Origin of the sequence: Bacillus cereus group sp. MYBKT14-1 (assembly GCF_051915185.1) — a bacterium.
Lineage (GTDB): Bacteria > Bacillota > Bacilli > Bacillales > Bacillaceae_G > Bacillus_A > Bacillus_A cereus.
In genome coordinates this window covers 179,342-205,807 of the sequence record NZ_JBQAEF010000001.1, presented here as the reverse complement: position 1 = coordinate 205,807, position 26,466 = coordinate 179,342, and the positions used below count along the sequence as shown (strand labels likewise).

The window sequence follows — 26,466 nt, the reverse complement described above, 5'->3', positions numbered from 1 at the left end:
TATCAAGGGGCCTGGGCTTTTTTTATTGAATATAGCCGATTATATGTATAGAAACAGACTAATGTAATAAAATAAAAAAGAACTGCAAGTCTATAGTTAATAAAACTTAACCCTCTCTCTAGAATTTCATTTGTTTTTTATCCACATTAATAAAAACCTCTCCCTTCTTCTAACACTAAAAAAAACACTACATTCTACCCCACAACTCATTTTTCTTTGCTGTACTCTCCTTTTGTTAACATGATTTTTACAACGTATTTATTTGTACATAATCTATACCTTCCCTTTTTCTATTTACATTCAACTTAAAAACCTCTTCATCACCCGAGCATCTGAATAAGATTAAAAAAACTTAATGAACAATTATCTCTTTAACTGCCGAATTATTAGAATATTCCATTTACAATCCCTTCCTTAAATTGGTATTATTTTCTTGTAAGAGGAGGGAAAGTTCATGTCTTTAAATATGTATCTCGGTGAAGTACAAGCTCAAACAGAAAGTATGAACTCTTTCTGTACCAATACTATTCAAGGTATGGAACAAATTATTCATTCTATTGACGCTTTTGCATTGGATACTGTTCTACAAGGACAAACATATAGCAGTGCAAAAGCATATTTCTTATAAACCTTTCGTCCGTTAGCACAAGGAATCATTTACTTATGTGAAGAATTAATCCGTCAGAATAATGCATTTCCAAATCAATTTCAATCACAAGTCGCTTCCACAGATGTAATCGAACAAGAGATATTAGAACAAATTCGAGAAATTGACCGAATGATAGCAAGTACGGAAGCGCTCAACCAAACTATGCCGATCCCAGGTATGGACGCTATGGTAAATCTTTTTACTGTCATGAGGCAAAAAATACAAGAAAAATTAGAACATCTATATAAATTTAATTATACTTCTAGTAATAATTATGATACTGCACTCCAACTAGCCGCTAGCATTGCGACAGGTTTGGCGGAAGTTCAAAGTGGAAAAGGTTTTAGTCCCGCCAGTGGTACATTTAGTACACAAGGGTTGAATATGGAATGGATAACCTCTATTCAAAAAATTGCAGAGGAAAGAGTTCAAGAAGCCGAAATAAAAAAAGAAATTGAAGAAAAAATGGCTTTGCAGGAACAAGAAGCTAATAGACCATGGTACGAAAAAACAGCTATTGGCGCTTGGGAATTCTTCCAAGGAATTTGTAATTCAGCCGCTGAAAATTTTACAGGCGCAGAATTACCAATGGGCAATGAATTAGAAAACAAAACAACCTTTCAAGCCGGAAATCTTGTGGGTAATTTTGTATCAGGGGTAGGATCTATTTTTGAAATTTTGGGCGGTATAGCTATTGTAACAGGATCAAATGTTGGAACCGTATTGTTAGAAGGAGTAACTTTCGGGGCAGCATCACCAATTGTTATCCCAGCTGATTTAGCTCTTACAACCGCTGGAGCAGGTGTTGCTACACATGGTACATTTGTATGGTATAATACCGTTCAAAATAGTATCGATACTTTGCAAAGGTTCCAGTCTTCTTCTGGGGGTTCCTCTAAAAATCTTTTAAAAGATGGTAAGTTTGTCGAATCTGATTTAGAATTAAAATATGCGGAATATTGCGTTAGAAAAGCAAAAGACGGTAAAATACCTAAAGATAGATTGAACTGGAAAGAAGCGAGTGATTATTGGACAAAAGATTCACCTATGGCAAGAGGAAATAAGTTTAATAAAACTGCTCAAGACAACGAGTGGTACCCACATGATGAGCTTCATTTAAGTAATGGTAAAAGATTAGATTCATATGACCCACGTAAAGGAGAAATCGTTTCTAGAAAAGCAACAGATTTCGAAGATATTGATATTAAAACTTTTGAAAAATATTTGAAAGAAATGAAAGATAAATATGCTGTTGGAACTAAAATTCGTTCAAATAAATATGAGAGAATAGATGGAAAGTTACTAGAAGGAAGACATATTTTAGAGATTCCAACATCTAATAAAAAATTCAAAAAAATAGATGAATATATCAAGCTAGCAAAAGAAAAATATGATATTGATATTAGATTTAGGGAGGAATAATTGATGGCGTATGATTTAGAACCCGAAATTAAAGAGGTACTTGAGAAAATTGATTTTATTCAGAGATATAAAGCATTATCAAAACAATTTCCAGATAGAGAAAACACATTTGAAAACTATGAAAACGAAAAAGTAATTGCAGTATTTGAGTCTCTTGGCTATAAAGCTCGTTTTATGAAAAAAGAAAACTTTTTTATTGTTGGTGAGGTCAAGAATAAAAACATCTATACTTTTAGATTTAATATTAGTTTAAAACATGGCCTTGTTGAGTTTATTTGGTCTGCACGACATAATGGTGCAATAAGAGCTGGAGATCCATGGGCTATGTTTGTAGCAATATTATCAAATGATACAGAAAAAATACTTCGTCCATGCTTCCACAGTTACGATGAACTCAAAGAAATCATGAAAATCGCCTTTGAAATGTACGAAGATTTCAAGCGAGAATTAATTCCTATTTATTCATAATTTCACCTTAAAAATACATGAAGTAATGACTAAAAAACAAGGACAGACTTAAGGTTTTAGGAGAATTAATTATGAATTTAAAATTAAAACCTGAAATAGAAACAGCACTTAAAAAAATTGACTTTGTTAATAGATACACAGAACTTTCTTCTTTTTCGAGAGAAAATTATGATGCCGAAGAAATCATTCCTAATCCCAATATTGAAGAAATTCAACAAATACTTGAAAAGCTAGGTTATAAATCAGTTTATGATAAAAAAGAAAAGTTTTTAAAAGTTGGAGAACTAGGTGATAAAAAAGAAAATTTATTTTATTTTCATATTGGTATTAAAGTAAACGTTCTGGATTTTACTTGGGTAGTTTATCATAATGATGAACTAAGATTAGGTAGTCCATGGAGTCTATATTCAAGACTTTTAATTTCTCCAGATACTAGAATTAAGCCCGTACTATTTAGCGATTATGACAGCTTAGAAAAAATTTTAAAAATTGCTTTAGGTATGTATGAAGATTTTAAACAAGAATTAATTCCTATCTATTCATAATTTTATATATAAGAAAGGCAATCTTATCTTATATATAAAAAAAGAAAATCCGACTCACAAGAGCCGGATTTTCTTTATGTATCTAGATTTGAGATGTTGTGCCTTGGAAACATGAATAAAGGGAGATGGTTTTATGCTAAGAAAATATTATTCAAAAAACAATCATTTACAACCATTTTTTGAGGAAGTTAATAAATATGTAGATGGCATTCACACCCTAAACAATGGAATTAACTTAGAAGATATAACAAGCCTTCAAAATGAACTTAACATTCAAATTCCTGATATATATAAAGATTTTGTCCAAGTGTGTAATGGTGGAGAATTATTTATACCTGGAACAGTCCTGTCAGAAATTCATACAGCTGCTCAGGGCCCAAAACAGCGTGGTGGCTCTTATCTAAATGATTCGTTTAAAAAAGAACGAAGACCGACAAAGATGCCAGACACGTATTTAATCATCGCAGATTTAAACTATGGTGACTCGATATGTATAGACTTAGAATCAAGCAATGGATACGATGCAACGGTAATACAATGGGATAGGGAGACTCACAGCGTTTCTAGATCATGGAATGGTTTGGTGGAATGGTTAATGGATACCTTAGACGAAGGATCATTACTAGTAGATTATGATGGTAATGAAAAAGATTTAGACTTTTAACATGAATAGTAAAAGTGGAGCCACAAGAATTACTTCCTATCTATTCATAATTTCATATTCAAGAAAGACAATGTTATTTTAAATATAAAAAAAGAAAATCCGACTCACAAGAGCCGGATTTCTTCATTTAACTAAAATTTATACCGTTCTATTCGATTTCGAACGTTTAATTGCGCAGGATAGACTAACAACACCTCATTGGAAAAACTCGCTCTAAAGTGGACAAAAAGAGATAATGAGTATTTGATAAAAGGCGAAATACCAAAAGACTCTTTCAAAATTCATGAATAAGAAGGTGCAAATATGAAATTATACTTTAAAGATACTGAAATAGGTGAAATTAGAGACATTTTTGCAGAAACACCATGGATGTCTGGAACAATACATTTAAATGATAATAGTAAACCCTATCAAGAATATTTTCGTGAAATGGTAGACGAAGACAGTACTTTTGGCTTTGAAAGTATTGACCCTGAATTTCTAGACGATGAAAATTGGTCCGTTTTCGATGAAAACGAAGGGAAATATTTAGGAATCGGCATTCCAGCAATCCACATTGAAGATACCACGATTGCATGGCGATGGAGATAAAAATCACACAAAGAAAAACACCTGATTAATATTTAAACTAACGTTTACGCTAGCTTGCTCCTTTGTTTCGAATCAAATATCATGAAAAAGGAATATTTGATTTTACTGTTGAAAATATTATACTTCAAAATGAACTGTATCAAGCAAATTGTACATTTGTAAAGACTTCAATTTCACGTACGAAAAAAGAAACAAATTCAGGGGAAATTTTGAGACGTATTTGAAAGAAATGAAAGGTAAATATGCTATTAGGATTAGATTTAGGGAGGAATAATTGATGGCATATGATTTAGAACTTGAAATAAAAGAGGTACTTGAGAAAATTAACTTTGTAGAAAGATATAAAGCTTTATCAGAAAAATTTTCTAATAGTGAAAATACATTTGAAAACTATGAAAATAAAAAAGCTATTGAAGTATTCGAGTCTCTTGGCTATAAAGCTCGTTACAATAAAAAAGAAGACTTTTTTATTGTAGGAGAAGTAAAAAACAAAGATAGCTACGCCTTTAGATTCAACATCAGCTTAAAATATGGTGTTGCTGAATTGATTTGGGAAGCATGCCATAATGGTGAAGTTAGAGCTGGAGACCCTTGGGACATATTTATAAGATTGTTATCAAATGACATGGGAAAAGTACCCGTGTTATATTTCCACAGTTACGATGAACTCAAAGAAATCATGAAAATTGCCTTTGAAATGTACGAAGATTTCAAGCGAGAATTAATTCCTATTTATTCATAATTCAAAAAGCTACCGAAGACGCCAAAACAGTTACTTCGAGTAGCTCTTATTTATATATATTAAAGTTATTTATTTTCCTCTTTTTGAACATATACATAAGCATCTTTCTGCTCTTTATGTATATCAACCTTCGAATTCTCTGCAAGTTGACCCGCGTTTAGCAAAGAAAAAATAATCAATGCTTCTAGTGACATTTCGTTTTACCACTCCTTTCTAATTGTTATACGTTTATCATACCGCTTACATGTGATTTCCGTATGAACTCGAAAAGGAGATTAAAACAAAAAAGCTTTGAGGAATTTCCTCAAAGCTTTTTATTTATTAGTAACGAATTAAGAAATATTTCTTCTTACCGCGGCGAATGATTGTGAATTTACCTTCGATGCGGTCGTTTTCTGTTACAACGTAGTCTAATGCTTGTGTACGCTCACCGTTTACATAGATTGCGCCGTTCGTTACATCTTCACGTGCTTGACGTTTTGATGGAGAGATTTTGCTTTCTACAAGTAAGTCGATTAATACTGTATCTTCTGCAGTACGTTCTACAGATGGTACGTCTTTGAATCCTTGCTCGATTTCGCTTGCAGTTAGTTCTGCTACAGAACCGCTGAATAATGCAGCTGAAATTTTAATCGCTTGTTCTAATGCTTCTTCGCCGTGAACAAGTTTTGTCATTTCTGCACCTAATGCTTTTTGTGCTGCACGTTTTTCTGGCGCTTCAGCTACTTGCTTTTCAAGCTCAAGAATTTCTTCATGAGATAAGAATGTGAAGTATTTTAAGTATTTAACAACATCACGGTCATCTGTGTTAATCCAGAATTGGTAGAATTCATAAGGAGTTGTTTTCTCTGGGTCTAACCAAATTGCGCCGCCTTCTGTTTTACCAAACTTCGTACCGTCAGATTTAGTAACTAGTGGAATTGTTAAACCGAATGCTTTCGCATCTTCTTCTGATTTACGGATTAATTCAAGACCAGCTGTAATGTTACCCCATTGGTCACTACCACCGATTTGCAGACGGCAATTATGTTGTTGGTATAAGTTTAAGAAGTCGTATGATTGTAAAATCATGTAACTGAACTCAGTGAATGAAATACCAGTTTCTAAACGAGATGCTACTGTATCTTTTGCTAACATATAGTTTAAACCGAAGTTTTTACCGATATCGCGTAAGAATGAAATGACATCTAAGCTACCAAGCCAGTCGTAGTTGTTAGCCATCGTTGCTGGGTTGTCCACGTTTTCAAACTCTAAGAAGTTTGAAAGTTGGTTTTTAATGCTTTCTGTGTAGTAAGCAACTGTATCTTTCGTATTTAATGTACGCTCTGCTTTTTTACCACTTGGATCACCGATCATACCAGTACCACCGCCAACAAGTGCGATTGGTTGGTGACCAGCTAATTGGAAACGACGTAACATTAATACTGGTAACATATGACCAATGTGTAAGCTATCTGCTGTCGGGTCGAAACCACAGTATAATTTAACGCTTTCTTTTTCTAATAATTGCTCAAGGCCCTCAGCATCTGTTTGCTGATTAATTAGACCGCGAAATTCAAGATCTTGTAAAATACCCATATCCTACATACTCTCCTTTAAGTTCATTACTGGCGTGAAAGTTGAAAACATAAAAAAATCGCCCCTTCAAATAAGGGACGATTTTGATTATCGCGTTACCACCCTAGTTGCAGACCAAAAAAGCCTACCACCTTATTTACATAACGGCTTAGCACCGTCTTTTCCCTTTTGAATACAATTCAATCGAAAAAAGATGCTCTAGGGGCGTAATTCGCGATCATCTATGTGCTGATTTTCACCGGCCATCAGCTCTCTAAAACAGGGAAATGATCACTACTTCTCCCTTTCCACGCTCAATTATTCATATACTTTTCTTTATACCATCATTTATATAGGCGTGTCAAATAGAGGTGGAATTTCACTTCTCTCCAATCCTTTACAACGTCGCAAAGAGTAATTTATTAGATATAAAAAAGCCTCCCTCATCTATTCTTTCATAAATGTATACAGACGAGGAAGGCACTTCGTTCAAATATTATTTTAGTTTTTTTATAATCTTTGCAGGATTCCCGCCAACTACTACATTATTAGGCACATCTTTCGTTACGACAGCACCAGATGCGATCACCGCATTGTCTCCAATTGTTACACCTGGATTAATAATTGCTCTTCCGCCAATCCATACGTTATCGCCAATTTTAACTGGTTTTCCGTATTCTGATCCGCTTATACGCTCTACTGGATCAAGCGGGTGCGTTGCTGTATAAATGTGAACACCTGGAGCTAACATACAGTTCACTCCGATTGTTACCGGGCATACGTCTAAAATCGTACAGTCAAAGTTCGCGTAAAAATTTTCGCCAACGTGAATGTTATAGCCGTAATCACATCTAAAAGAAGATTCAAGATGAATATTATCTCCTGTCGTTCCGAATAATTCTTTTACGATTTCGCTACGCTCTTTCAATTGCTCTTCTGGCGTATCATTTAATTTTCTCGTTAATATACGTGCTTGCTCTCTTTCTTGTACTAAAACTGGATCAGCCGGTATGTACATTTCTCCTAGTATCATCTTTTCCTTTTCTGTTTTCATCATACTATCCCCTTTAACTTATATATATGAGTTCATGATATCATAAAAAAGAAAGGCCTGAACATTTTTCGTTCAGACCTTTCTCTCTTAATCTTCCATCGTTGATAAGTCACCTGTTGGTAAGTTTAACTCCCACGCTTTTAATACGCGGCGCATAATTTTACCACTTCTCGTTTTCGGTAATTTATCTCTAAATTCAATTTGTCGTGGCGCTGCATGAGCTGCTAGGCCTTTCTTTACAAATTGACGAATTTCTTCTTTTAATTCATCAGATGGTTCGTATCCTGCTCGAAGTGCGATAAATGCTTTAATAATTTCGCCGCGCACCGGATCAGGAATACCAATTACACCAGCTTCTGCAACAGCAGCATGCTCGATTAATTTACTTTCTACTTCAAACGGACCAACGCGCTCACCTGACGTCATAATTACATCGTCAATACGTCCTTGGAACCAGAAGTATCCATCTTCATCCATATAAGCAGAGTCACCTGATACGTACCAATCTCCCGGCATGAAATAAGATTCATATTTTTGCTGGTTATTCCAGATCCCGCGCATCATAGATGGCCAACCTTTCGCAATTGCTAAGTTACCCATTGTGTAAGGAGGCACTTCATTTCCTTCATTATCAACAATCGCTGCTTTCACACCTGGAATTGGTTTCCCCATTGAACCTGGACGGATTTCCATACAAGGGTAGTTACAAATTACTTGTCCACCTGTTTCTGTCATCCACCACGTATCATGAATACGAAGTCCAAATGCATTCATACCCCAGCGAATTACTTCTGGATTTAACGGCTCACCAACGCTTAATACGTGACGAACTTGTGATAAGTCATATTTTTTAATTGCGTCTTGTCCAGCTCCCATTAACATACGGAATGCTGTTGGGGCGCTGTACCAAACCGTCACACCGTAATCTTGCAGTGCTTCATACCAAGCTTCTGGACTAAAGCGTCCACCTAAAATAACATTTGACGCTCCAACTAACCACGGTGCGAAAATACCGTAAGCTGTTCCAGTTACCCAGCCCGGGTCAGCAGTACACCAATATACATCGTCTTCTTTTAAATCTAATACCCACTTCGCCGTTTGATAGTGCTGAATCATTGCGTTTTGCGCATGAAGCACACCTTTTGGCTTACCAGTAGAACCAGACGTGTAATGTAGAATCAAACCGTCTTCACGGCCTAACCATTCAATATGTAATTCTTTTGAAGCTTGTTCAAATAACGGATTGAACGCTACCGTTTTACCGCCTTCTTCTACATTATCTCCAACAAGGAAAACTGTTTTTAAAGCCGGTAAATCATTTAATGGTACGCGCTCTAACAATTCAGGCGTTGTAATTAACACCTTTGCTTCGCTATCTTCTAAGCGATCGCGAACTGCGCCTTCCATAAATGCTTCAAATAGCGGTCCAACAATTGCTCCTAATTTCACTGCACCTAAAAGTGCGAAATATAACTCTGGAGAACGTGGCATAAAAATAAAAACGCGATCGCCTTTTTCTACATCGCCATAATTCTTAAGGACGTTTCCTGCTTTATTAGAAAAATCCTTCATTTCCTTAAATGTATATTTCTCTTTTCGCGATCCATCTTGATAATAAAGAGCTACTTTATTCTTTCGATCGGATTTCGCATGCTTATCAATTGCCTCATACGCCATATTTACTCGGCCTGTTTCATTCCAAGTAAAGTTTTTATTAACCTCTTCCCAGTTAAAATTCGCGTATGCCTCATCATAATTCGGCAAATTATTTTCTCCTTTAATGACAGGAAGCGTTTCTACTTTCATACTTTACATCCCCCTCCTATGTATTCTATTATCTATTATAATGACATTATTTAAAATTTTCAGTATATTTGTTGATTTTTAGACAAATTTTTAATGACAAATTTCGATTCACATCGCATATATTATAAAGTACGATATTAATAGATTCACAAACCCTCAAGGTGGTGAGCAATACATTGATTCATAAAAAAATATATAATGCTAGAAACTTAAAAACAGCGAAAGGCACTTTAATTATTGAAGGTCCTGTCTCTACACATAACTTAGAAATGTATGAGTTTCATCCAGACTTAATTGCGTTTCGTCCTGCCGAGCAACAATATAAAGCAATTGTCGAAATTTCTAAATTACCAGAAGCTCGTCTCATTATTGCTAGACATGACCAAACAATTGTTGGATATGTTACATACTTGTATCCTGATCCACTTGAACGATGGTCAGAAGGAAAAATGGAAAACTTAATTGAGCTTGGGGCAATTGAAGTAGTCCCAGCCTTCCGCGGGAGTTCTGTCGGAAAGAACTTACTAGAGGTTTCTATGATGGACGATTATATGGAAGATTACATTATATTGACGACTGAATATTATTGGCACTGGGATTTGAAACAAACAGGATTGAATGTGTGGGAATACCGAAAAGTAATGGAGAAGATGATGAATGCTGGCGGGTTACAATGGATGGCTACAGACGATCCTGAAATTTGTTCACATCCTGCCAACTGTTTAATGGTCCGCATCGGTAAACGCGTTGATACGGATTCTATTCAAGCTTTTGATCGTCTACGTTTTCACAATCGTTTTATGTATTAATAAAGGGGGCAACTGGAATGATTGTAGAAGAAATTATGAATCAAAATGTAGTTACATTACATCCAAACGATACAATCGAAACAGCAATCCGAACGATACGCACGAAAGGCATTCGGCACATTCCAATTGTCGATCAAAATAATCACGTCGTAGGCATTATTTCTGATCGGGATGTAAGAGATGCAAGTCCGTCTATTCTAGATGAACAAGTTTCACTCGATATGCTACAGCAACCGCTCGAACTTATTATGAAACATCCTGTTATGACTTGCCATCCTCTCGATTTCGTTGAGGAAATTGCTACTTTATTTTTTGAAAATAAAATTGGCTGTCTTCCTGTTACAAAGGCCGGAAAGTTAGTTGGAATCATTTCTGAATCTACAGTACTGCACACGTTAGTAAAATTAACAGGAGCACATCAACCAAGTTCGCAAATTGAAATTCAAGTAAAAAACGAACCTGGTATTCTTGGAAAAGTCGTTGCTATTTTTAGTGATTTACAAATAAATATCGTGAGCGTTCTCGTCTACCCAGCAAAAGACGAGAATGATAAAGTACTCGTTTTCCGCATTCAAACGATGAATCCTCTAAAAGTGATTGATGCACTTGAAGCAGAAGGCTACCGCGTATTATGGCCAAACATCATGGGGATGCAAGCATGAGTAGCGCGTTTATTTATTCGGATGACTTTCGGGGCTATTCATTTAGCCCTGATCATCCTTTTAACCAACTGCGCGTCACACTTACGTATGATTTATTACAAAAGGGCGGTTTCATCTCTCCCTCTCAAATCATCTCACCAAGGACGGCTACAGATGAAGAGATCGCCTACGTTCATACAGAGGAGTACATAAATGCGGTAAAACGTGCTGGAGAAGGAAAGTTAGAAAAATCAATTGCGATGACATATGGACTCGGAACAGAAGATACACCGATGTTCCCAAATATGCACGAAGCAAGCGCATTGCTCGTTGGTGGTACGTTAACAGCTGTCGATGCTGTTCTTTCCGGAAAAGTAAAACACGCACTTAATTTGGGCGGCGGCTTACATCACGGCTTTCGCGGCAAAGCATCTGGCTTTTGTATTTATAACGACAGTTCTATCGCAATGAAATATATTCAAAAGAAATACGGTTTACGCGTCTTATATATTGATACAGATGCTCATCACGGCGATGGCGTACAATGGTCGTTTTATGATGACCCTAACGTATGCACAATTTCATTACATGAAACTGGTCGCTATTTATTTCCTGGAACTGGCGCTGTAAATGAACGCGGACAAGGTAATGGCTATAGTTATTCTTTTAACGTTCCACTCGATGCTTTTACAGAAGATGAATCGTTCTTAGAATCATACCGAACTGTTGTAAAAGAAGTTGCAGCGTACTTTAAACCGGATATTATTTTAACGCAAAATGGTGCTGACGCACATTATTATGACCCACTTACACATCTTTGTGCGACAATGAATATTTACCGTGAAATACCGAAGCTCGCTCGTGAAATTGCTAATGAATATTGCGACGGTCGCTGGATCGCTGTCGGTGGCGGTGGCTATGATCACTGGCGCGTCGTTCCAAGAGCTTGGGCACTCATTTGGCTCGAAATGAACAACATCCAAAACATCTCAGGTTATCTCCCTCCAGAATGGATTGAAGCTTGGAAAGGACAAGCAGAAACAGAACTTCCCCTCACATGGGAAGATCCAGACAACATGTATAAACCTATCCCCCGTAAACCAGAAATTGAAGAAAAAAACGCATTAACTGTAGCAAAATCCCTTGAAATTATTCGGAATAATATGACAAAATCTTTGTACTAAACGAAAAGGAGGCTCGTTTTTGAATAGCCTCCTTTTATTTATTGTCGGTTTCTGTCGGTAAGTCAATATATTTTAATAATCGCTGATATATTTCAAGTTGCGCCGATATATTTGGAAAATCGCTGATATATTTCGAGATGCGCCGATATATTCTAATAATCGCTGATATATTTTTATGTACTAATGGATTTTATGAGGAAAGGTCGTGATATTATGTGGATACAACAAATGATCCACACGAAACGTGGTACATTTGAACTCTTTACAAAAGGAGATGGCGAATCGCTTTGTATTACACATCACTATTCACAATTTAATGAAACTGGTGATTACTTTGCGGATGTTTTTACTGCTACGCATCGTGTATTTCTCATTAATTTACGAGACGCTGGTAATTCGTTAAAAGCCAATTCAGAAAAAGAATTAAGCATGATTGAAACGATTCACGATTTAGAAGCTATACGAGAAGCTTTACAACTTCCAACATGGCATTTCGCTGGCCATTCAACAGGTGGTATGCTTGGACTTTTATATGCAATTACATATCCACATTCCTTACAATCATTAGTCGTAGCAGGAGCTGCAGCAAGTAACTATACCGAAACACCATTTTGCATTTATCACCCAGCACATCCACAGTTTCATTATATGCAAAAACTCATCGAAAACTTAAAAAGCCCTCACCTTACAAGTGAAGAACGAAAACAACTATCTACTGAGAGAACAAAATTATCATTGTTTAAACCAGAAAACTACAACTCTTATTTTTGTAAACCAATCAACAAAACACTGTCCATTAGCCGGATGAATGCTTTCGCCAATGAATATCCTTCATTTGATTTAAGAGAGTATTTACCTTCCATCCAAACAAAGACACTTATTATATGCGGAAGATATGATGTGCAGTGTCCGATTCAATATTCTATCGAGATACATGATGGGATACGTAATTCTATCTTCATTCCATTCGAAAACAGCAACCATTATCCTTTTTTAGAAGAAGCTGCTCAGTTTACTTCTACTACTCAAACATTTTATAAATTGTTAGTACCATTATTATTAAGAAAACCTAAACACTGACAAAAAGCTCACAGCCTCTATAAGACTATGAGCTTTTTTCAAAAGAAATATTTCACACTAAAAACAACTAAAAAAACAAAAGAAATAACCACTAAACCCACATCAAGTAATACCGACTTTTTATCTCTATCTTTTAAACTTACCTTAGAGCTAGAAATGCTTTTAATTACCCAAAAGATCGCAAAAAAGAACCAACCGAAATGATCATTCGTAGAATCTTCATCATAAAACATTTGTATTGCACCAATAATCAATAAGATAAGTACGATATTAGTTCCAATCTTTAAAGTCTTATTTGATTTATTATCTTTTAATATATCCCCCAACATATAGCTCGCTCCCTATGCTCTCCTCTGTTTTGTTTCTCTTTACATTTTAACAAAAATTACCTATTTCTTCCTTTTCATTCGAATAACATACAAAAAACCTGCCAATTACTCGGCAGGTATATTACACGTTAAAACGATAACCAGCTCCCCATACAGTTTCAATATATTGCGGGTGAGCAGGATCTCTTTCAATTTTTTCACGTAGCTTTCTAATGTGGACGACAACAGTGGCTAAATCACCAGCGGAATCTAATCCCCAAATGCGTTCAAATAACTGTTCTTTATTTAATACTTGGTTTGGATGTGTGACAAAGAATGTTAATAAATCAAATTCCTTCGTTGTAAATGCCACTTCTTCATTGTTTATAAAAACTTTTCTCGCTCGTTGATCGATAGAAATTCCGTGAATATATAACGTATCACGTTGCTTACTTACATTTCCTAATAATCTTTCATAACGGGCAATATGCGCTTTTACTCTTGCGACTAATTCACTCGGACTAAACGGTTTCGTTATATAATCATCCGCTCCTAATCCGAGTCCGCGAATTTTATCTATATCTTCTTTTTTTGCTGAAACAAGTAGAATCGGAATATCTTTTACAGCACGTATTTGTTTACAAATTTCGAATCCGTTCATTTTCGGAAGCATAATATCTAAAATAATTAAATCATAGTCTTCTTGCAAGGCTGTTTGTAAACCTATTTCTCCTGAATGCTCTACATCAACTTGGAAATCATTAATTTCTAAATAATCTCGCTGTAATTCTGCAATACTTACTTCATCTTCTATTAGTAAAATTCTTTTCAATTTACTCACCACATTCCTCTACTTTTTCCAATGAGAAGAAAATGCTTGTGCCTTTACCAAGCTCGCTTTCCGCCCAAATTTTCCCGCCATGTTCTTCAACAATTTGCTTCGCTATTGCTAAACCAAGTCCACTTCCACCTGTGCTAGAATTCCGCGATTGTTCTGCACGATAAAAACGTTCAAAGATATAAGGTAGCGTATCAGATTCTATACCTGATCCATTGTCCATCACTTTCACAATAACTTTATTATTATTACTCGATACTGTTACAGTAATTTTCTTCTCTTCTTTATCCATGTATTTCACACTATTATGAATTAAATTTGATATAACTCTATTTATCTTTTCGCAATCAGCCGTTACATATAGTGGTGATGCATGTAATTGCAAGTTAACTTCTATACCTTCTTTACTTAAATCCATTTGCATCTCTTCGATTAACTCTTGCATAAACATATTTAATTCAACCGTTTCAAACTGAAAGGGAACTCGATTCAAATCGAGCTTCGAAAACAAAAAGAGTTCATCAATGAGTGTGTCCATATGTTTTGCCTTCGTATGGATAGTTGTTAAATACTTATCCATTTTTTCTGGCGTATTTGCTACTCCGTCCTTTATTCCTTCTACATATCCGATAATTGATGTAATCGGTGTTTTTAAATCATGAGAGATGTTTGAAATAAGCTCTTTTCGATTTTCTTCATACTGTGTTTGCATCTCTATCGATTCTTTTAATCTCTTCCTCATTTCCTCAAATCCTTGATTTAATTGCCCTATTTCATCGTGTGATGTAACTGGTATTTGAAAATCTAAATTTCCTTCTTTAATTTTCTCCGTTGCGCCTTTCAATACAAAAATTGGTTTTATTACACTTCTTGAAACGAGGTAACTTAATAATCCAATGAGTAAAATGGCTAGTAGTAAGAGAGATACAAATAAGATTGGAAATAATTTTTGTGTAAGATCTACAAATGAACTTTGCTTTTTTAATACAAATATACTTCCCTCTTCTTCCTGAGGAAAATAAAAATCAAACTTTACATATCGATAAAATGTATCGCCTAGTTCCGTTGTACCACGACTATTAATATTTGCTGATTCAAATTTCGGAAGGGCTTCTTTTAAAGATACACTTTCAAATACGTTTGAAGCATATGAAAGTGTTTCTCCTTTTCTTACTACTATTTTCACACCCTCTTTTTCTATTGCTGAGACAAACGACTCATCTAACAATTGAGATTGATGCTGTTTAGCTGCTGACTTCAACTCAAGATAGGCATTCTCTTCTTCTGGTGTAAGCGGCTTTTGAATATAAGAACTTTTATAGAAATTTTTCACTGCTTCCAAGTCACCTGTTATCGAAAAAACGATTAAAAATCCCGCGACTAATATAAGCGTAATGGAAACGAGGATAACAGCAATATAAGAAAATAAAAACCTTGTTTTAATAGACATATCTTAAATCCTCACTTTACCCCGCATTAACGGGCAGTAAGATCCCGACCTCAAAATTCAGAGAAAGCAAAGAAGTTAAGTGGGGGATCAACTGCCCATAAAAGCCCGATTGGTTCAACTAATAATCAGTGGGGGATGAACAAAACCCCCACTGATTAAAGTTTCACTTTATCAAACCTTATTATTTATAAGCATAAAAATATATGTTCAATTACTCAAGCGATTTTATAGTAATTTTAGCGTCAGTTTATAAAAATTTAATGTTCCTATTTTACAGTTGAAATTAGGAGGTTGAAATTCCATGTTCAAAAAAACATTCAGTATGATATGTTGCGTAATTTTTTTACAAGGATGCTCGCAAGAACAAGAAGTAAAAAAGGAGATGGCAAACATGGAGACTGCACTACTAGCAGCTACTGAAAAAAATGAAACGAATACTGTTATATCTTTACTAAAACAAGGCGCAAATATAAATGCGACGGATAGTCAAGGACGCACTCCGCTTATGATTGCTACATACAAAAATGATGTAAAAACCGCAAAGGCGCTTATCAAAGCCGGTGCTGACGTAAATATTCAAGATGACATGAAAAATAATCCCTTTCTATACGCCGGTGCGGAAGGTTACTTAGACATTTTAAAACTAACAATTGATGCTGGTGCAGATCCTACGATTACAAATCGTTACGGCGGAACAGCTCTTATCCCAGCTTCAGAACATGGCTATATTGACGTCATAAAAGAACTCCTCACTCGAACAAATATTGATGTAAATCATGTAAATAACCTGGGATGGACAGCTTTAATGGAAGCCATCGTACTAAGTAACGGAAACGAAACACAGCAACAAGTCATTCGCCTTCTTATTGAGCACGGTGCAGATGTAAATATTCCAGACAATGATGGTGTTACCCCGCTAGAGCATGCTCGCGCTCATCACTTTGAGGAGATAGAGAAGATTTTGTTAGAAGGCCGTAAGTAAAAAGCTAATTTTTGCCTTCCTCCCCCACCCTATGCTACATTTAAGCCGTTACATTAATATTAATAGGGTGGGAATAAACATGAACAAACCTAAAATTGGGATGATTGGACTTGGAAGTATTGCGCAAAAGGCCTATCTTCCAACACTTACAAAAGAAACTGATTGGAATTTTGTAGGGGCGTTTACACCTAACGCAGAGAAAAGAAAACAAGTTTGCCAGCAATACCGAATTCAAGACTTTCATTCTATTGAAATGTTAGCTTCGGAATGCGATGCAATCTTCGTTCATAGTTCAACTGCATCGCATTATGAAATCGTTTCTGAACTTCTAAAAAAAGGGATCGACGTTTATGTTGATAAACCGCTCGCAGCTACAGTGGAACAAGCTGAGCAACTAGTCGAGTTAAGCGAGAAGTATAACCGAAAATTAATGGTCGGATTTAATCGCAGATTCGTTCCTATGTATGTCGCTGCCAAAGAACAGGCTAATGATATTTCATGGATTCGAATTGAAAAGCATCGTACAAATAAAGTCGGGCCATATACGTACGACTTCACTATGTTAGATGATTATTTACACATTGTAGATACCGCTCGCTGGTTAGCTAATGATGACCTTAACGCCGTTCACAATATGATGCAAATCAATGAAAAGAATGAACTTCTTTACGGACATCATACATATACAACTCCAAGTGGACTGTTACTTTCTACTGCAATGCATCGCCATGCCGGTACAAATTTAGAACAAATTGAACTTGTAACGCCAGGGAAAATCATTCGCGTAAAAAATATGAATACATTTGAAATTGAACAGGAAAACTCAGTTTCACAAAGTGGTTCCCCATCATGGGATACGACGTTAAAACAACGTGGTTTTGAAGATGCTGTTCATCATTTTATTAAGTGTGTACAAGGCGATACAAAGCCTGTTGTAGATGGATTAGAAGGATTAAAAACGCAGCAAATGCTACAATCTTTACTAGATGATGTAAACAAAAATTAAAACGGATACATTTTTCAGAATTTACTTTCATTCCCATTCCCTCTTTATTTCTCTCGTAAATTTCTATAGAATATGTTGATAGGAATTATAAATTTCATAATGAATCGTGGAAAGGATGGGATTAACACATGTGGAACGAGTTTAAAAAATTCGCTTTCAAAGGGAATGTCGTTGATTTAGCTGTCGGGGTTGTAATCGGTGCTGCATTCGGTAAAATCGTTAGTTCTTTAGTAAAAGATATCATCACACCATTACTTGGTATGGTATTAGGTGGCGTTGACTTTACAAGTTTACACTTTGGATACGGTAAATCTGCTGTTATGTATGGTAACTTCATCCAAACAATTTTTGACTTCTTAATTATCGCAGCTTCTATCTTTATGTTTGTTAAAGTTTTCAACAAACTAACATCTAAAAAAGAAGAAGAAAAAGAGGAAGAAATTCCAGAACCAACAAAAGAAGAAGAACTTCTTGGCGAAATTCGCGACTTACTAAAACAGCAAAACTCTTCTAAAGATAGAGCATAATTGAACGGATAAAAAGGCATGTCCCCTCAGGACATGCCTTTTCTATATGCTATAACGTTTCCGAATTCATATGAATAAATAAAATAATACCAGCAACCATAAGTACCATAATGCTACCTGCAAATAGTGTAATACCAATAAACATTAAACTTGTGCTCATATCTACTGATACACTTTCAATAAAAATAGAAATTACATACGTGATAAGGGCAATTCCTGCAAGAATACTTCCTGGAACAAATCGCTTTAAACCATTTTGTTTTAACGTCATATATGCAAAAATAGCAGTCATACAAAGCGTAATTATCCAAAGAACGATCATCTCTTTTCCCCCCTCACAAGCCTTTTCTTTCTATTATACATGACATTGCCCTATAATAGTTAAATTTGCACTTATGTGACATATAACAAGGAATAGCCCCATCTATAGCGAAGGCATTATAACATACACTTATACAATAAGGAGGCTTTCATTTGGAATATACTACTACATATAAATTAGAGCTATCCGAACGATTCGATTATGTTACGATTGACTTAGACAAACAGTTTTTTTACATCGAAGTTGTAAATTTACAAAGTAATATAACTGTACTAAAAATATCAATTAACTTGCAAAAAGACGAAACGATGGTAGAGGGAAATATAATTCATTATGATACTTTTCACGTAGATGCATTATTACAAGGATTGAAATATGTTGCTCGAACATGTATTGATCACAATTTAAAAAACCAAAAGGAACTGTTTGCATTTTTAGAAGAAAATTAGCTCCAACAAAAAAATGGTTATTTTTTCTTTTTATTGATATAATTGTTATATAGAAATATTCTTTATAAGGGAGTGTTCATAATGATTTGGATTTCACTAATCGTATTAGCTTATTTCATCATTCTCGTCCCAATACAGTACAACTACATTAAAATGCTCAAAGAAAAACAGAAAAAAATGAGTGTCTCACAAAACGAACTATATGACAACATGTCTTATGAAGAATCCCAAGTACATTACCATTATCAAAGTAACGTATTTACAATACCTGCTTCGCTTGTCGCAAGTATTATTTATAAAGTGAACCATGCAGCATAATATGTACGCTGTAAAATTATTGTTTGAGTCTGTTCATTCTAGTGAGCCTGATTCTACGAAAATTGATGAGTATTATGAAGAGAATCACGATACACTTTTTGAAGAAAGTATTATTCTTGTTAAAGCAAACAGTTTGGAAGAAGCTCATGCACTAGGCGAACAAATCGCTATACAGTCTGAGCATACGTACGATAATAAGTACGGCCAGCAAATAACATGGACGTTTCGAAAACTATTGCATGTGTTTGAATTAGACGATACCCCATTTGAAACTGGAAAAGAATTGTATGCAAGATTTTTACACGTTAAGAAAGACGAAATGGTAAATGCAGTCGTACAAAAATACTATCCTGAATACGAATAAAAGCTCACAGCAATCGCTGTGAGCTTTTTTATACTTACTTCGTTGAATCTCTAAATTGGATACGGTGAGGTAAGATAACAGTGTGATCTTCCACTTTTTCTTTGTTCATATACTTTGTTAATAGACGCATTGCTACTGCACCGATATCATACATCGGTTGAACAACTGTTGAAAGCTGCGGACGAACCATTAATGCAAGGCGTGTATTATCGAAACCAAGTACTTCTACGTCAGTTGGTACGTTTAATCCAGCGTCTTGTGCTGCATGGATTACACCTAGTGCCATTTCGTCAGAAGATACGAAGATTGCTGTTGGCTTTTCATCATTGCTCCAAAGCTTTTCGAATGCTTCGATACCTGAGTCATATGTGTAATCTCCATCGATTACAAGATTTTCATCATATGAAATACCTGCTTCTTCTAAAGCTTTTTTATAACCTTGTAACTTCTTCGCGCTTCCCGCTTTATCAATGAAAGGACCAGAGACGAAACCGATACGTTTATGTCCTTGCTCGATAAAGTGCTTCATTGCATCATAAGCTGCTTGTGTATAATCAATATTTACTGATGGCGTTTCATTTTGCTCATCAAATGATGCTGCTAATACAATTGGTACTGGAGATTTTTTAAATTCTTCAATGTGAATGTCTGTAATATCTTCACCCATGAAAACAATTCCGTCCACTTGTTTTCCAAGCATCGTATTTAATAAATGGAACTCTTTCTCTTTGTTTTGGTCAGAGTTACTTAAAATGATGTTATATTTGTACATTGTTGCGATATCTTCAATTCCACGAGCTAGTTCTGCATAAAACGTATTTGAGATATCAGGAATAATAACACCTACTGTAGTTGTCTTCTTACTTGCTAGTCCACGTGCTACCGCATTTGGGCGGTATCCTAAACGATCAATTGCTTCTAATACTTTCTTTCTTGTTGTAGGCTTTACATTTGGGTTACCGTTCACAACGCGTGATACGGTAGCCATTGAAACGTTCGCTTCACGCGCTACATCATATATTGTTACGTTCATCTCATCGCACACTCCTTCTATTTTTGTTATCTATTTTTATGTATCGGTTACTTGAATGAAAAAAAGACATCAACTCTATTTGCAGATGCCACCAATCGTCCCGAGTTCTTCCTTTTACTAATGATACGATAAAAACGCAGGCTCATACAATATTTTCCCGCAAAAGTTTCGAAAAAATTCGCTTCTTTTCTCGTATTTTCGTATTTTTTATGAAAAAAGGGCATTTTTTGTAAAAAAATAGATGTTTCCTTAGTAGAAATCTTATTTTAAGCAGTACGATAGTAAATGAAATTTATATCGGCGATTTTTCGAATATATCGACTGTAACTCGAAATATATCAGCGATTTTCCAAATATATCGACCGCAACTCTAATTATATCAGCGATTTTTTAAATATATCAACTTACCAACAAAAATCGACAATGACAGTCGCTATACAATAGGAGAAAGCTGTTCCAAAATGCCTTTTTGGAACAGCTCATTAAAAGTTTTTATAATTTACTTCCAAATGATTTTAATTCATTCATAAAATCATTGAACTGCGGTATATTCATTTGTTGCGCTGCATCAGATAAAGCTACAGCTGGATCTGGATGTACTTCAGCCATAATTGCGTCTGCACCAATTGCCATCGCTGCTTTTGCAGTTGGTAAGAGAAGGTCACGTCGCCCTGTAGAATGCGTTACATCGACAACGACAGGTAAATGTGTTTCTTTCTTTAAAATCGGCACAGCGGAAATATCAAGCGTATTACGCGTCGCTCTTTCATACGTGCGAATACCTCGTTCACATAAAATAATGTTCCCATTTCCCTTTGCCATAATATATTCTGCCGCATTAATGAATTCTTCAATCGTTGCTGATAGACCACGTTTTAATAATACTGGTTTATTCACAGCACCAGCTGCCCTTAGCAAATCAAAGTTTTGCATATTGCGAGCGCCAATTTGAATAACATCAACGTAATCTAATGACATCTCAATATCATTCGGATTTAAAATTTCACTAATAACAGCCAAATCATATTCATCTGCTACCTGGCGCAAAATTTGTAATCCCTCTAATCCAAGACCTTGAAAATCATACGGTGAAGTACGTGGTTTAAACGCACCACCACGCATTAATTTCAGACCTTGCCCTTTCATTGCTTCAGCAACTTGACGTACTTGTTCATAACTTTCCACTGCACACGGTCCCATAATAAAATGCTGATTTCCATCACCAATTTTTTCACCATTAATTTCAACAATCGTATCTTCTGTTTTTTTCTTACGAGAAACAAGTAATGCTTTACGATGATCGTCTTCTTGTAATTCTAAACCAGCTTGAAAAATTTGTTTGAAAATATGTTGTAAAGTCGAAGTTTCAAATGGACCATTATTATTCTCTGCAATTAAATCCAGCATATTTCTTTCACGTACAGGATCAAAACGTTTCACACCTTGTACTTCTTTTAAATTACCAACTTCTTGTACGAGACGACCTCTTTCGTTTAGTAACTCTAATATTTGTAAATTAAGTTGATCAATTTCAGAACGTAAACGACCTAATTGTTGTGATGCCATAAGAAAGCCACCTCTTTCAAATTCCTATATGTTACTTTTTTAAGATAATTTATTATAGCTGATACATATACGATTGTCACACGATATACAGCAAGGAATTACTATCAAAAAACATTATATATTTTCATTTAAAATAAAAAAAAGACAGTTTACATACTGTCTTTTTTTACAAGAAGGAAACAAACGGTTTATCACTGTTTTTCTCTTTTATAATAACGGCCTCAATTTTACTCTCGGACTTGATCTGTAATTGTACTTTCGCATCTTTAGGCAATTTGTCTAACATGCCTTGAGCAGCCAATTGGGTAAGAGCCATTAATTCTGTTTTACCGTTATATTTAATAACAATATTCATATTTAATGTATCCATTTGATCTTTCTTATAAGAAACTTTAGCGTTGACTGGAATAAAATCTCCATTAGAAAAACCTTTTATTTCCTTAGCAAAGTTATTTATTTTTGTATTATCTTCTCCATGTGCTTGTGTAAATTCATCAGAAGGATATGAATACGACTTTTCATCGATCGTACTCCAATTTCCAAGGTTCGTATCATTCTTTTGAACAGTAGCACTAGCAATATACGTACCATTTTTTAAAGAACTTGTACTTTCTTGCTTAAAGATAGCAAACGTAATTGGAGATTTGTTATATTTATCATTTTTGTTAATAGCTTCAATAAGTTGTTTAGCAACTTCAGTCCCTTTAGACATAGCCTCTTCATTCGATACACTTGAAGACATAGCTAAGCCAATCATAACACCAGATAAACTTAATTCATTTGAATTCTGTTTTCCGAAATAATCTTGTTCTATAATATTTGTCAAAACTGGCGCTTCTACTTTCGCAACTAGTTCATCAATTAGTTTCTCTGGAATATACTGGTTTAATTGCAGTACGTGACTCTCTGTATCAAATTGCTGCGTTGCAATATTTATTAAACCATTTTCATACTCTGCTAAATCTAATTTAGAATTTGTTTTTATATTAGCTGTATTAATAACCTTTTGTTCTTTTAAAGGAATAACAGTTCTATAATAATCTTTAGAAACAGCAGTTCTCGGAATCATACTTTTTTCTTTTGTATCTTTTTGTATAACTTCATCCTTCTTACTAATCGTATTACTATTGTTACTACAAGCTCCCAGTAATAAACTTACGACTGCGAAGGATAATGCCATTTTCTTCATTACTTAAAACCTACTTTCAACAATCTAGTTATTTAGTTTGAACTATTAATAGTGTACCACTAAATATATTTCAACAAAAACAAAAAAAAAGAAGCAAGCACCTTTAGCTTGCTTCTTTTTACTTTATATTCTCTTCTAAAGCATCTTTTTTAATATTCCAATGAGATGTATTCCATACTACCATCCCATCTTTTATGTATAACACTTGTGGTGATTCATGTCTAATACTGTATTGTTCTGCAACACGATTTGACACATCTCTCGCATCTTGTACGTATAAGTAATACGCTGGTACTTCTCTTTCTTCGCTGCAATACGCTTGAAATTCTGTGTATGCACCGTGACTAATTGGGCATGTCGTACTGTGTTTAAAAAGAACATACGGCTCGTTCTTTTCTACTAAGACTTCAAGCTCTTCAATTGTTTCAAGTTTTGTCATATTCATCACGATTCACCTCTCATACGAAATCTAGAGCGTTTCTCTTTCTTTTCAGCTTTTTTCTCAATTCTTTCTAATTTACGCTCTTCTTTTTCAACCTTCTTCTCTTGTCTCGACGCACGGTAATGATTGTATACTTCAATCGCCGCACTGCTCCACTGTACAACTTGCGCTACTTTATCAGCGTTATTTTCAATTTCGTCCGTTACAGAGTCTGATACATTACGAAGCTTCGTATTTAAAGATTGGATTGTCGTTCCAATCCCATCTACACCCGCTACCACTTTATTTAATGACTGTGACTTCTGTTGAATATCATCAGCTAACGCATTCGTTTTATGTAATAATTGCTCTGTCTCTACGCTAATTCCTTGCATTTGTTTTTCTAAACCTTCTAACGTGCTTGCAACGTTTTCTAACGTCTTCTGAACCGATAACAACGTTCTGCATACATACACTACTAATACTGCGAAAGCAACCGCGATAATAGCCGCACTTACATATAAAAGAACTTGCATTTCATCACTTCCTTTATCTTTTTCATACTTTCCCCTATTATACAATCATTTTCCGTTTCATTCTAATCCCTATCTCATCATTAGAATTTTCATACTTATTCGTTAACTGTAACATAAATCATTCAACAAATTCCACTAAGTAGGTTACAATAGGAGAGGATACATAATTAGTAGGGAGGCTTTACATATGAAAGATCCACGTATTGAAAAGTTAGCATACAATTTAATTAACTACTCTATCCGCTTACAAAAAGGTGAAAAAGTATTAATTGAAAACTTTGGCTTACAAAAAGAACTTGTAACTGCACTTGTAAAAGAAGCATATGCAGCTGGTGGTTTCCCATTCGTCTCTTTAAAAGATCATCAAGTAGATCGCTCTTTATTAATGGGTGCTACTGAAGAACATTTCGAACAAATCGCTGCATATGAAGCAAGCGTAATGAAAGACATGGACGCTTATATCGGCCTTCGCTCTGGCGATAATATTAATGAACAAGCTGACGTTCCAAGTGAGCGTATGAAAGTTCATGGCCAAACAGTTGGTAAAAAAGTTCATAGAGACATTCGCGTTCCAAAAACACGCTGGGTTGTTCTTCGCTACCCAAATGCTTCTATGGCACAGCTTGCTAAAATGAGTACAGAAGCTTTCGAAGACTTCTACTTTGAAGTATGTAACTTAGACTACGGTAAAATGGATAAGGCGATGGACAGCCTTGTTACATTAATGAATAAAACAGATAAAGTTCGTTTAACTGGTCCTGGAACTGACTTAACATTCTCTATTAAAGACATTCCAGCAATTAAATGCTCCGGTCATTTAAACATTCCAGACGGTGAAGTATACTCTGCACCAGTTCGTGATTCTGTTAACGGTACAGTTTCTTACAACACACCATCTCCTTACAACGGTTATACATTTGAAAATGTACAACTTAAGTTCGAGAACGGCCAAATCGTTGAAGCAACTGCAAACGATTCAGAACGCATTAACAAAATCTTCGATACAGACGAAGGCGCACGCTACGTTGGTGAGTTCGCAATCGGCGTAAACCCATACATCTTACATCCAATGGGAGACATCCTATTCGATGAAAAAATCGATGGCAGCTTCCACTTCACTCCTGGACAAGCTTACGACGATGCATGGAACGGTAACAACTCGAACATCCATTGGGACTTAGTATGTATCCAACGCCCTGAATACGGCGGCGGCGAAATTTACTTCGACGACGTACTAATCCGTAAAGACGGGCGCTTCGTTGTACCTGAATTAGAAGCTTTAAACCCAGAGAACTTAAAATAATGAAAAACGCTCGGAATTATATCCGAGCGTTTTTTTATTATCCTCACTCTATATCGAGCTACTGTTCTTACTTTTTGTTTGCTGAAAATGAAAATAATATAAAAGTGCCACTGCGATAGTACCTATTAATATTGGTACATATAAAGGCAGGTTCCATTTCATATTTATCCTAGTGCAGATAGCAAACACCAGCATAATTTCCAAGCAAAAAAAAGGTTTTATATATTTCATTTCTTCCCTACCATTTCTATTTTCACATGTGGATTTTCTTTCTCTATAAGCGCCAAGAATTCATCCATATTTTGCGGCATCGCAACCATATGTACTTTATATGCATTCGTCGTAATTTCAAGAGACTTTCCGACCTGACGTATAATTCTCACATCTTTTAATACAATATCATCATTTAAAATACCGTACTTTAATACGCCATTTTCTACTTTATGTTTTTTAATAAATACTTCCCAAACGAGTGGTACATTTACAATGAAGCATAAACCCATCCCAATCAACGCTGACATCCAATGCGCTTTATTAGTGAAAAGCATGACAATTGGATATATAAACATAAAAACTAACGTAAGGCAAACGAAAATGACTACTGACTTACTTCTTTGAATTGGAAAGTTCATACCTACACCC

31 protein-coding genes, 1 pseudogene and 1 other annotated feature are annotated in these 26,466 nt (G+C 35.3%); of the genes and pseudogenes, 17 read left to right on the top strand and 15 right to left on the bottom strand.

Annotated elements, in window-relative coordinates; translation table 11 throughout:
- Window positions 1-454: 454 nt before the first annotated feature.
- The 6 genes and pseudogenes from ACTFO4_RS01190 (at window position 455) to ACTFO4_RS01165 (ending at window position 5,081) form a co-directional block, all read left to right on the top strand.
- Window positions 455-2,071 (top strand): annotated as a pseudogene (locus ACTFO4_RS01190) (T7SS effector LXG polymorphic toxin).
- A gap of 3 nt (window positions 2,072-2,074) precedes the next feature.
- The gene (locus ACTFO4_RS01185) at window positions 2,075-2,539 is read left to right on the top strand and encodes a hypothetical protein (RefSeq protein WP_000312819.1); all 465 of its coding nucleotides are present in this window, start codon (window positions 2,075-2,077) and stop codon (window positions 2,537-2,539) included.
- A gap of 71 nt (window positions 2,540-2,610) precedes the next feature.
- Complete coding sequence (locus tag ACTFO4_RS01180; protein WP_001049760.1) at window positions 2,611-3,084, top strand: hypothetical protein; 474 nt, start codon at window positions 2,611-2,613, stop codon at window positions 3,082-3,084.
- 133 nt (window positions 3,085-3,217) lie between these two features.
- Window positions 3,218-3,748, top strand: a complete 531-nt coding sequence (locus ACTFO4_RS01175) for an SMI1/KNR4 family protein (protein WP_000944939.1) — start codon at window positions 3,218-3,220, stop codon at window positions 3,746-3,748.
- A 303-nt stretch (window positions 3,749-4,051) separates the two neighbouring features.
- Complete coding sequence (locus ACTFO4_RS01170; protein WP_416809600.1) at window positions 4,052-4,339, top strand: hypothetical protein; 288 nt, start codon at window positions 4,052-4,054, stop codon at window positions 4,337-4,339.
- Window positions 4,340-4,616: 277 nt separating this feature from the next.
- Window positions 4,617-5,081: a hypothetical protein gene (locus ACTFO4_RS01165; protein ID WP_440013253.1), complete on the top strand. Its 465-nt coding sequence runs from the start codon at window positions 4,617-4,619 to the stop codon at window positions 5,079-5,081.
- Window positions 5,082-5,146: 65 nt separating this feature from the next.
- Here ACTFO4_RS01165 and ACTFO4_RS01160 read toward each other — a convergent pair whose 3' ends face one another.
- The 4 genes from ACTFO4_RS01160 to acsA all read right to left on the bottom strand — a co-directional run bounded on the left by ACTFO4_RS01160 (window position 5,147) and on the right by acsA (window position 9,498).
- A complete protein-coding gene (locus tag ACTFO4_RS01160; protein WP_000050940.1) occupies window positions 5,147-5,275 on the bottom strand; it encodes a hypothetical protein in 129 nt (42 codons plus the stop codon).
- A gap of 127 nt (window positions 5,276-5,402) precedes the next feature.
- The gene (tyrS, locus tag ACTFO4_RS01155; RefSeq protein WP_000512086.1) at window positions 5,403-6,659 is read right to left on the bottom strand and encodes a tyrosine--tRNA ligase; all 1,257 of its coding nucleotides are present in this window, start codon (window positions 6,657-6,659) and stop codon (window positions 5,403-5,405) included.
- Between the two features lie 70 nt (window positions 6,660-6,729).
- Window positions 6,730-6,958, bottom strand: a binding site (T-box leader).
- A gap of 176 nt (window positions 6,959-7,134) precedes the next feature.
- A complete protein-coding gene (locus ACTFO4_RS01150) occupies window positions 7,135-7,695 on the bottom strand; it encodes a maltose acetyltransferase domain-containing protein (protein ID WP_069461629.1) in 561 nt (186 codons plus the stop codon).
- Between the two features lie 84 nt (window positions 7,696-7,779).
- Window positions 7,780-9,498 (bottom strand): acetate--CoA ligase, encoded by a 1,719-nt coding sequence (acsA, locus tag ACTFO4_RS01145; RefSeq protein WP_088338882.1) that lies wholly within the window; start codon window positions 9,496-9,498, stop codon window positions 7,780-7,782.
- 176 nt (window positions 9,499-9,674) lie between these two features.
- On the opposite strand from acsA, the gene acuA reads away from it, so the two are divergent.
- The 4 genes from acuA (at window position 9,675) to ACTFO4_RS01125 (ending at window position 13,212) form a co-directional block, all read left to right on the top strand.
- Complete coding sequence (gene acuA, locus ACTFO4_RS01140; RefSeq protein WP_000581388.1) at window positions 9,675-10,307, top strand: acetoin utilization protein acetyltransferase AcuA; 633 nt, start codon at window positions 9,675-9,677, stop codon at window positions 10,305-10,307.
- 17 nt (window positions 10,308-10,324) lie between these two features.
- Window positions 10,325-10,969 (top strand): acetoin utilization AcuB family protein, encoded by a 645-nt coding sequence (locus ACTFO4_RS01135; protein ID WP_000634583.1) that lies wholly within the window; start codon window positions 10,325-10,327, stop codon window positions 10,967-10,969.
- Window positions 10,966-12,132, top strand: a complete 1,167-nt coding sequence (gene acuC / locus ACTFO4_RS01130) for an acetoin utilization protein AcuC (protein ID WP_017674370.1) — start codon at window positions 10,966-10,968, stop codon at window positions 12,130-12,132. Before ACTFO4_RS01135 ends, acuC begins: the two co-directional genes overlap by 4 nt.
- Before the next feature lie 192 nt (window positions 12,133-12,324).
- Entirely contained in the window at window positions 12,325-13,212 is an 888-nt protein-coding gene (locus ACTFO4_RS01125; RefSeq protein ID WP_440013256.1) for an alpha/beta fold hydrolase, read from the top strand.
- A 38-nt stretch (window positions 13,213-13,250) separates the two neighbouring features.
- Here ACTFO4_RS01125 and ACTFO4_RS01120 read toward each other — a convergent pair whose 3' ends face one another.
- The 3 genes from ACTFO4_RS01120 to ACTFO4_RS01110 form a co-directional block, all read right to left on the bottom strand.
- On the bottom strand, window positions 13,251-13,541 hold the full coding sequence (locus ACTFO4_RS01120; RefSeq protein ID WP_000900161.1) for a hypothetical protein: 291 nt from the start codon (window positions 13,539-13,541) through the stop codon (window positions 13,251-13,253).
- Between the two features lie 121 nt (window positions 13,542-13,662).
- Window positions 13,663-14,352 carry a response regulator transcription factor gene (locus ACTFO4_RS01115; protein WP_001986686.1) on the bottom strand — a complete coding sequence of 230 codons (690 nt, stop codon included), beginning with the start codon at window positions 14,350-14,352 and terminating at the stop codon, window positions 13,663-13,665.
- Between the two features lies 1 nt (window position 14,353).
- The gene (locus ACTFO4_RS01110) at window positions 14,354-15,808 is read right to left on the bottom strand and encodes a sensor histidine kinase (RefSeq protein WP_000023870.1); all 1,455 of its coding nucleotides are present in this window, start codon (window positions 15,806-15,808) and stop codon (window positions 14,354-14,356) included.
- 301 nt (window positions 15,809-16,109) lie between these two features.
- Between ACTFO4_RS01110 and ACTFO4_RS01105 the strand changes: the two genes are divergently transcribed.
- From ACTFO4_RS01105 to mscL, 3 genes are all read left to right on the top strand, one after another.
- Window positions 16,110-16,790 carry an ankyrin repeat domain-containing protein gene (locus ACTFO4_RS01105; protein WP_000474105.1) on the top strand — a complete coding sequence of 227 codons (681 nt, stop codon included), beginning with the start codon at window positions 16,110-16,112 and terminating at the stop codon, window positions 16,788-16,790.
- Window positions 16,791-16,869: 79 nt separating this feature from the next.
- Window positions 16,870-17,796, top strand: coding sequence for a Gfo/Idh/MocA family protein (locus tag ACTFO4_RS01100; protein ID WP_001039694.1), 927 nt, complete (start codon window positions 16,870-16,872; stop codon window positions 17,794-17,796).
- A 128-nt stretch (window positions 17,797-17,924) separates the two neighbouring features.
- The gene (gene mscL / locus ACTFO4_RS01095; protein WP_000267011.1) at window positions 17,925-18,323 is read left to right on the top strand and encodes a large conductance mechanosensitive channel protein MscL; all 399 of its coding nucleotides are present in this window, start codon (window positions 17,925-17,927) and stop codon (window positions 18,321-18,323) included.
- A 49-nt stretch (window positions 18,324-18,372) separates the two neighbouring features.
- On the opposite strand, the gene ACTFO4_RS01090 is transcribed toward mscL, so the two are convergent.
- Window positions 18,373-18,645 (bottom strand): DUF3917 domain-containing protein, encoded by a 273-nt coding sequence (locus ACTFO4_RS01090; RefSeq protein WP_000636589.1) that lies wholly within the window; start codon window positions 18,643-18,645, stop codon window positions 18,373-18,375.
- 152 nt (window positions 18,646-18,797) lie between these two features.
- On the opposite strand from ACTFO4_RS01090, the gene dhp61 reads away from it, so the two are divergent.
- The 3 genes from dhp61 to ACTFO4_RS01075 all read left to right on the top strand — a co-directional run bounded on the left by dhp61 (window position 18,798) and on the right by ACTFO4_RS01075 (window position 19,776).
- Window positions 18,798-19,094: a protein Dhp61 gene (gene dhp61, locus ACTFO4_RS01085; RefSeq protein WP_000456864.1), complete on the top strand. Its 297-nt coding sequence runs from the start codon at window positions 18,798-18,800 to the stop codon at window positions 19,092-19,094.
- An 81-nt stretch (window positions 19,095-19,175) separates the two neighbouring features.
- The gene (locus tag ACTFO4_RS01080; RefSeq protein WP_000637903.1) at window positions 19,176-19,412 is read left to right on the top strand and encodes a DUF3949 domain-containing protein; all 237 of its coding nucleotides are present in this window, start codon (window positions 19,176-19,178) and stop codon (window positions 19,410-19,412) included.
- A 1-nt stretch (window position 19,413) separates the two neighbouring features.
- Window positions 19,414-19,776 (top strand): DUF4288 domain-containing protein, encoded by a 363-nt coding sequence (locus ACTFO4_RS01075; RefSeq protein ID WP_002164415.1) that lies wholly within the window; start codon window positions 19,414-19,416, stop codon window positions 19,774-19,776.
- A gap of 34 nt (window positions 19,777-19,810) precedes the next feature.
- On the opposite strand, the gene ccpA is transcribed toward ACTFO4_RS01075, so the two are convergent.
- From ccpA to ACTFO4_RS01050, 5 genes are all read right to left on the bottom strand, one after another.
- Complete coding sequence (ccpA, locus tag ACTFO4_RS01070; protein WP_001103297.1) at window positions 19,811-20,809, bottom strand: catabolite control protein A; 999 nt, start codon at window positions 20,807-20,809, stop codon at window positions 19,811-19,813.
- A 492-nt stretch (window positions 20,810-21,301) separates the two neighbouring features.
- On the bottom strand, window positions 21,302-22,375 hold the full coding sequence (locus ACTFO4_RS01065; RefSeq protein WP_000168209.1) for a bifunctional 3-deoxy-7-phosphoheptulonate synthase/chorismate mutase: 1,074 nt from the start codon (window positions 22,373-22,375) through the stop codon (window positions 21,302-21,304).
- 166 nt (window positions 22,376-22,541) lie between these two features.
- Window positions 22,542-23,564, bottom strand: a complete 1,023-nt coding sequence (locus ACTFO4_RS01060) for a CamS family sex pheromone protein (RefSeq protein WP_000738025.1) — start codon at window positions 23,562-23,564, stop codon at window positions 22,542-22,544.
- 118 nt (window positions 23,565-23,682) lie between these two features.
- On the bottom strand, window positions 23,683-24,009 hold the full coding sequence (gene ytxJ, locus ACTFO4_RS01055; RefSeq protein WP_001057469.1) for a bacillithiol system redox-active protein YtxJ: 327 nt from the start codon (window positions 24,007-24,009) through the stop codon (window positions 23,683-23,685).
- On the bottom strand, window positions 24,009-24,521 hold the full coding sequence (locus tag ACTFO4_RS01050) for a DUF948 domain-containing protein (protein ID WP_001197720.1): 513 nt from the start codon (window positions 24,519-24,521) through the stop codon (window positions 24,009-24,011). The genes ytxJ and ACTFO4_RS01050 overlap by 1 nt, the downstream gene beginning before the upstream one ends.
- Before the next feature lie 187 nt (window positions 24,522-24,708).
- Between ACTFO4_RS01050 and ACTFO4_RS01045 the strand changes: the two genes are divergently transcribed.
- A complete protein-coding gene (locus tag ACTFO4_RS01045) occupies window positions 24,709-25,824 on the top strand; it encodes an aminopeptidase (RefSeq protein WP_000654729.1) in 1,116 nt (371 codons plus the stop codon).
- Window positions 25,825-25,872: 48 nt separating this feature from the next.
- On the opposite strand, the gene ACTFO4_RS01040 is transcribed toward ACTFO4_RS01045, so the two are convergent.
- Complete coding sequence (locus tag ACTFO4_RS01040) at window positions 25,873-26,055, bottom strand: hypothetical protein (protein ID WP_088344510.1); 183 nt, start codon at window positions 26,053-26,055, stop codon at window positions 25,873-25,875.
- Window positions 26,052-26,456: a PH domain-containing protein gene (locus tag ACTFO4_RS01035; RefSeq protein ID WP_001010643.1), complete on the bottom strand. Its 405-nt coding sequence runs from the start codon at window positions 26,454-26,456 to the stop codon at window positions 26,052-26,054. The genes ACTFO4_RS01040 and ACTFO4_RS01035 overlap by 4 nt, the downstream gene beginning before the upstream one ends.
- Between the last annotated feature and the right edge of the window lie 10 nt (window positions 26,457-26,466).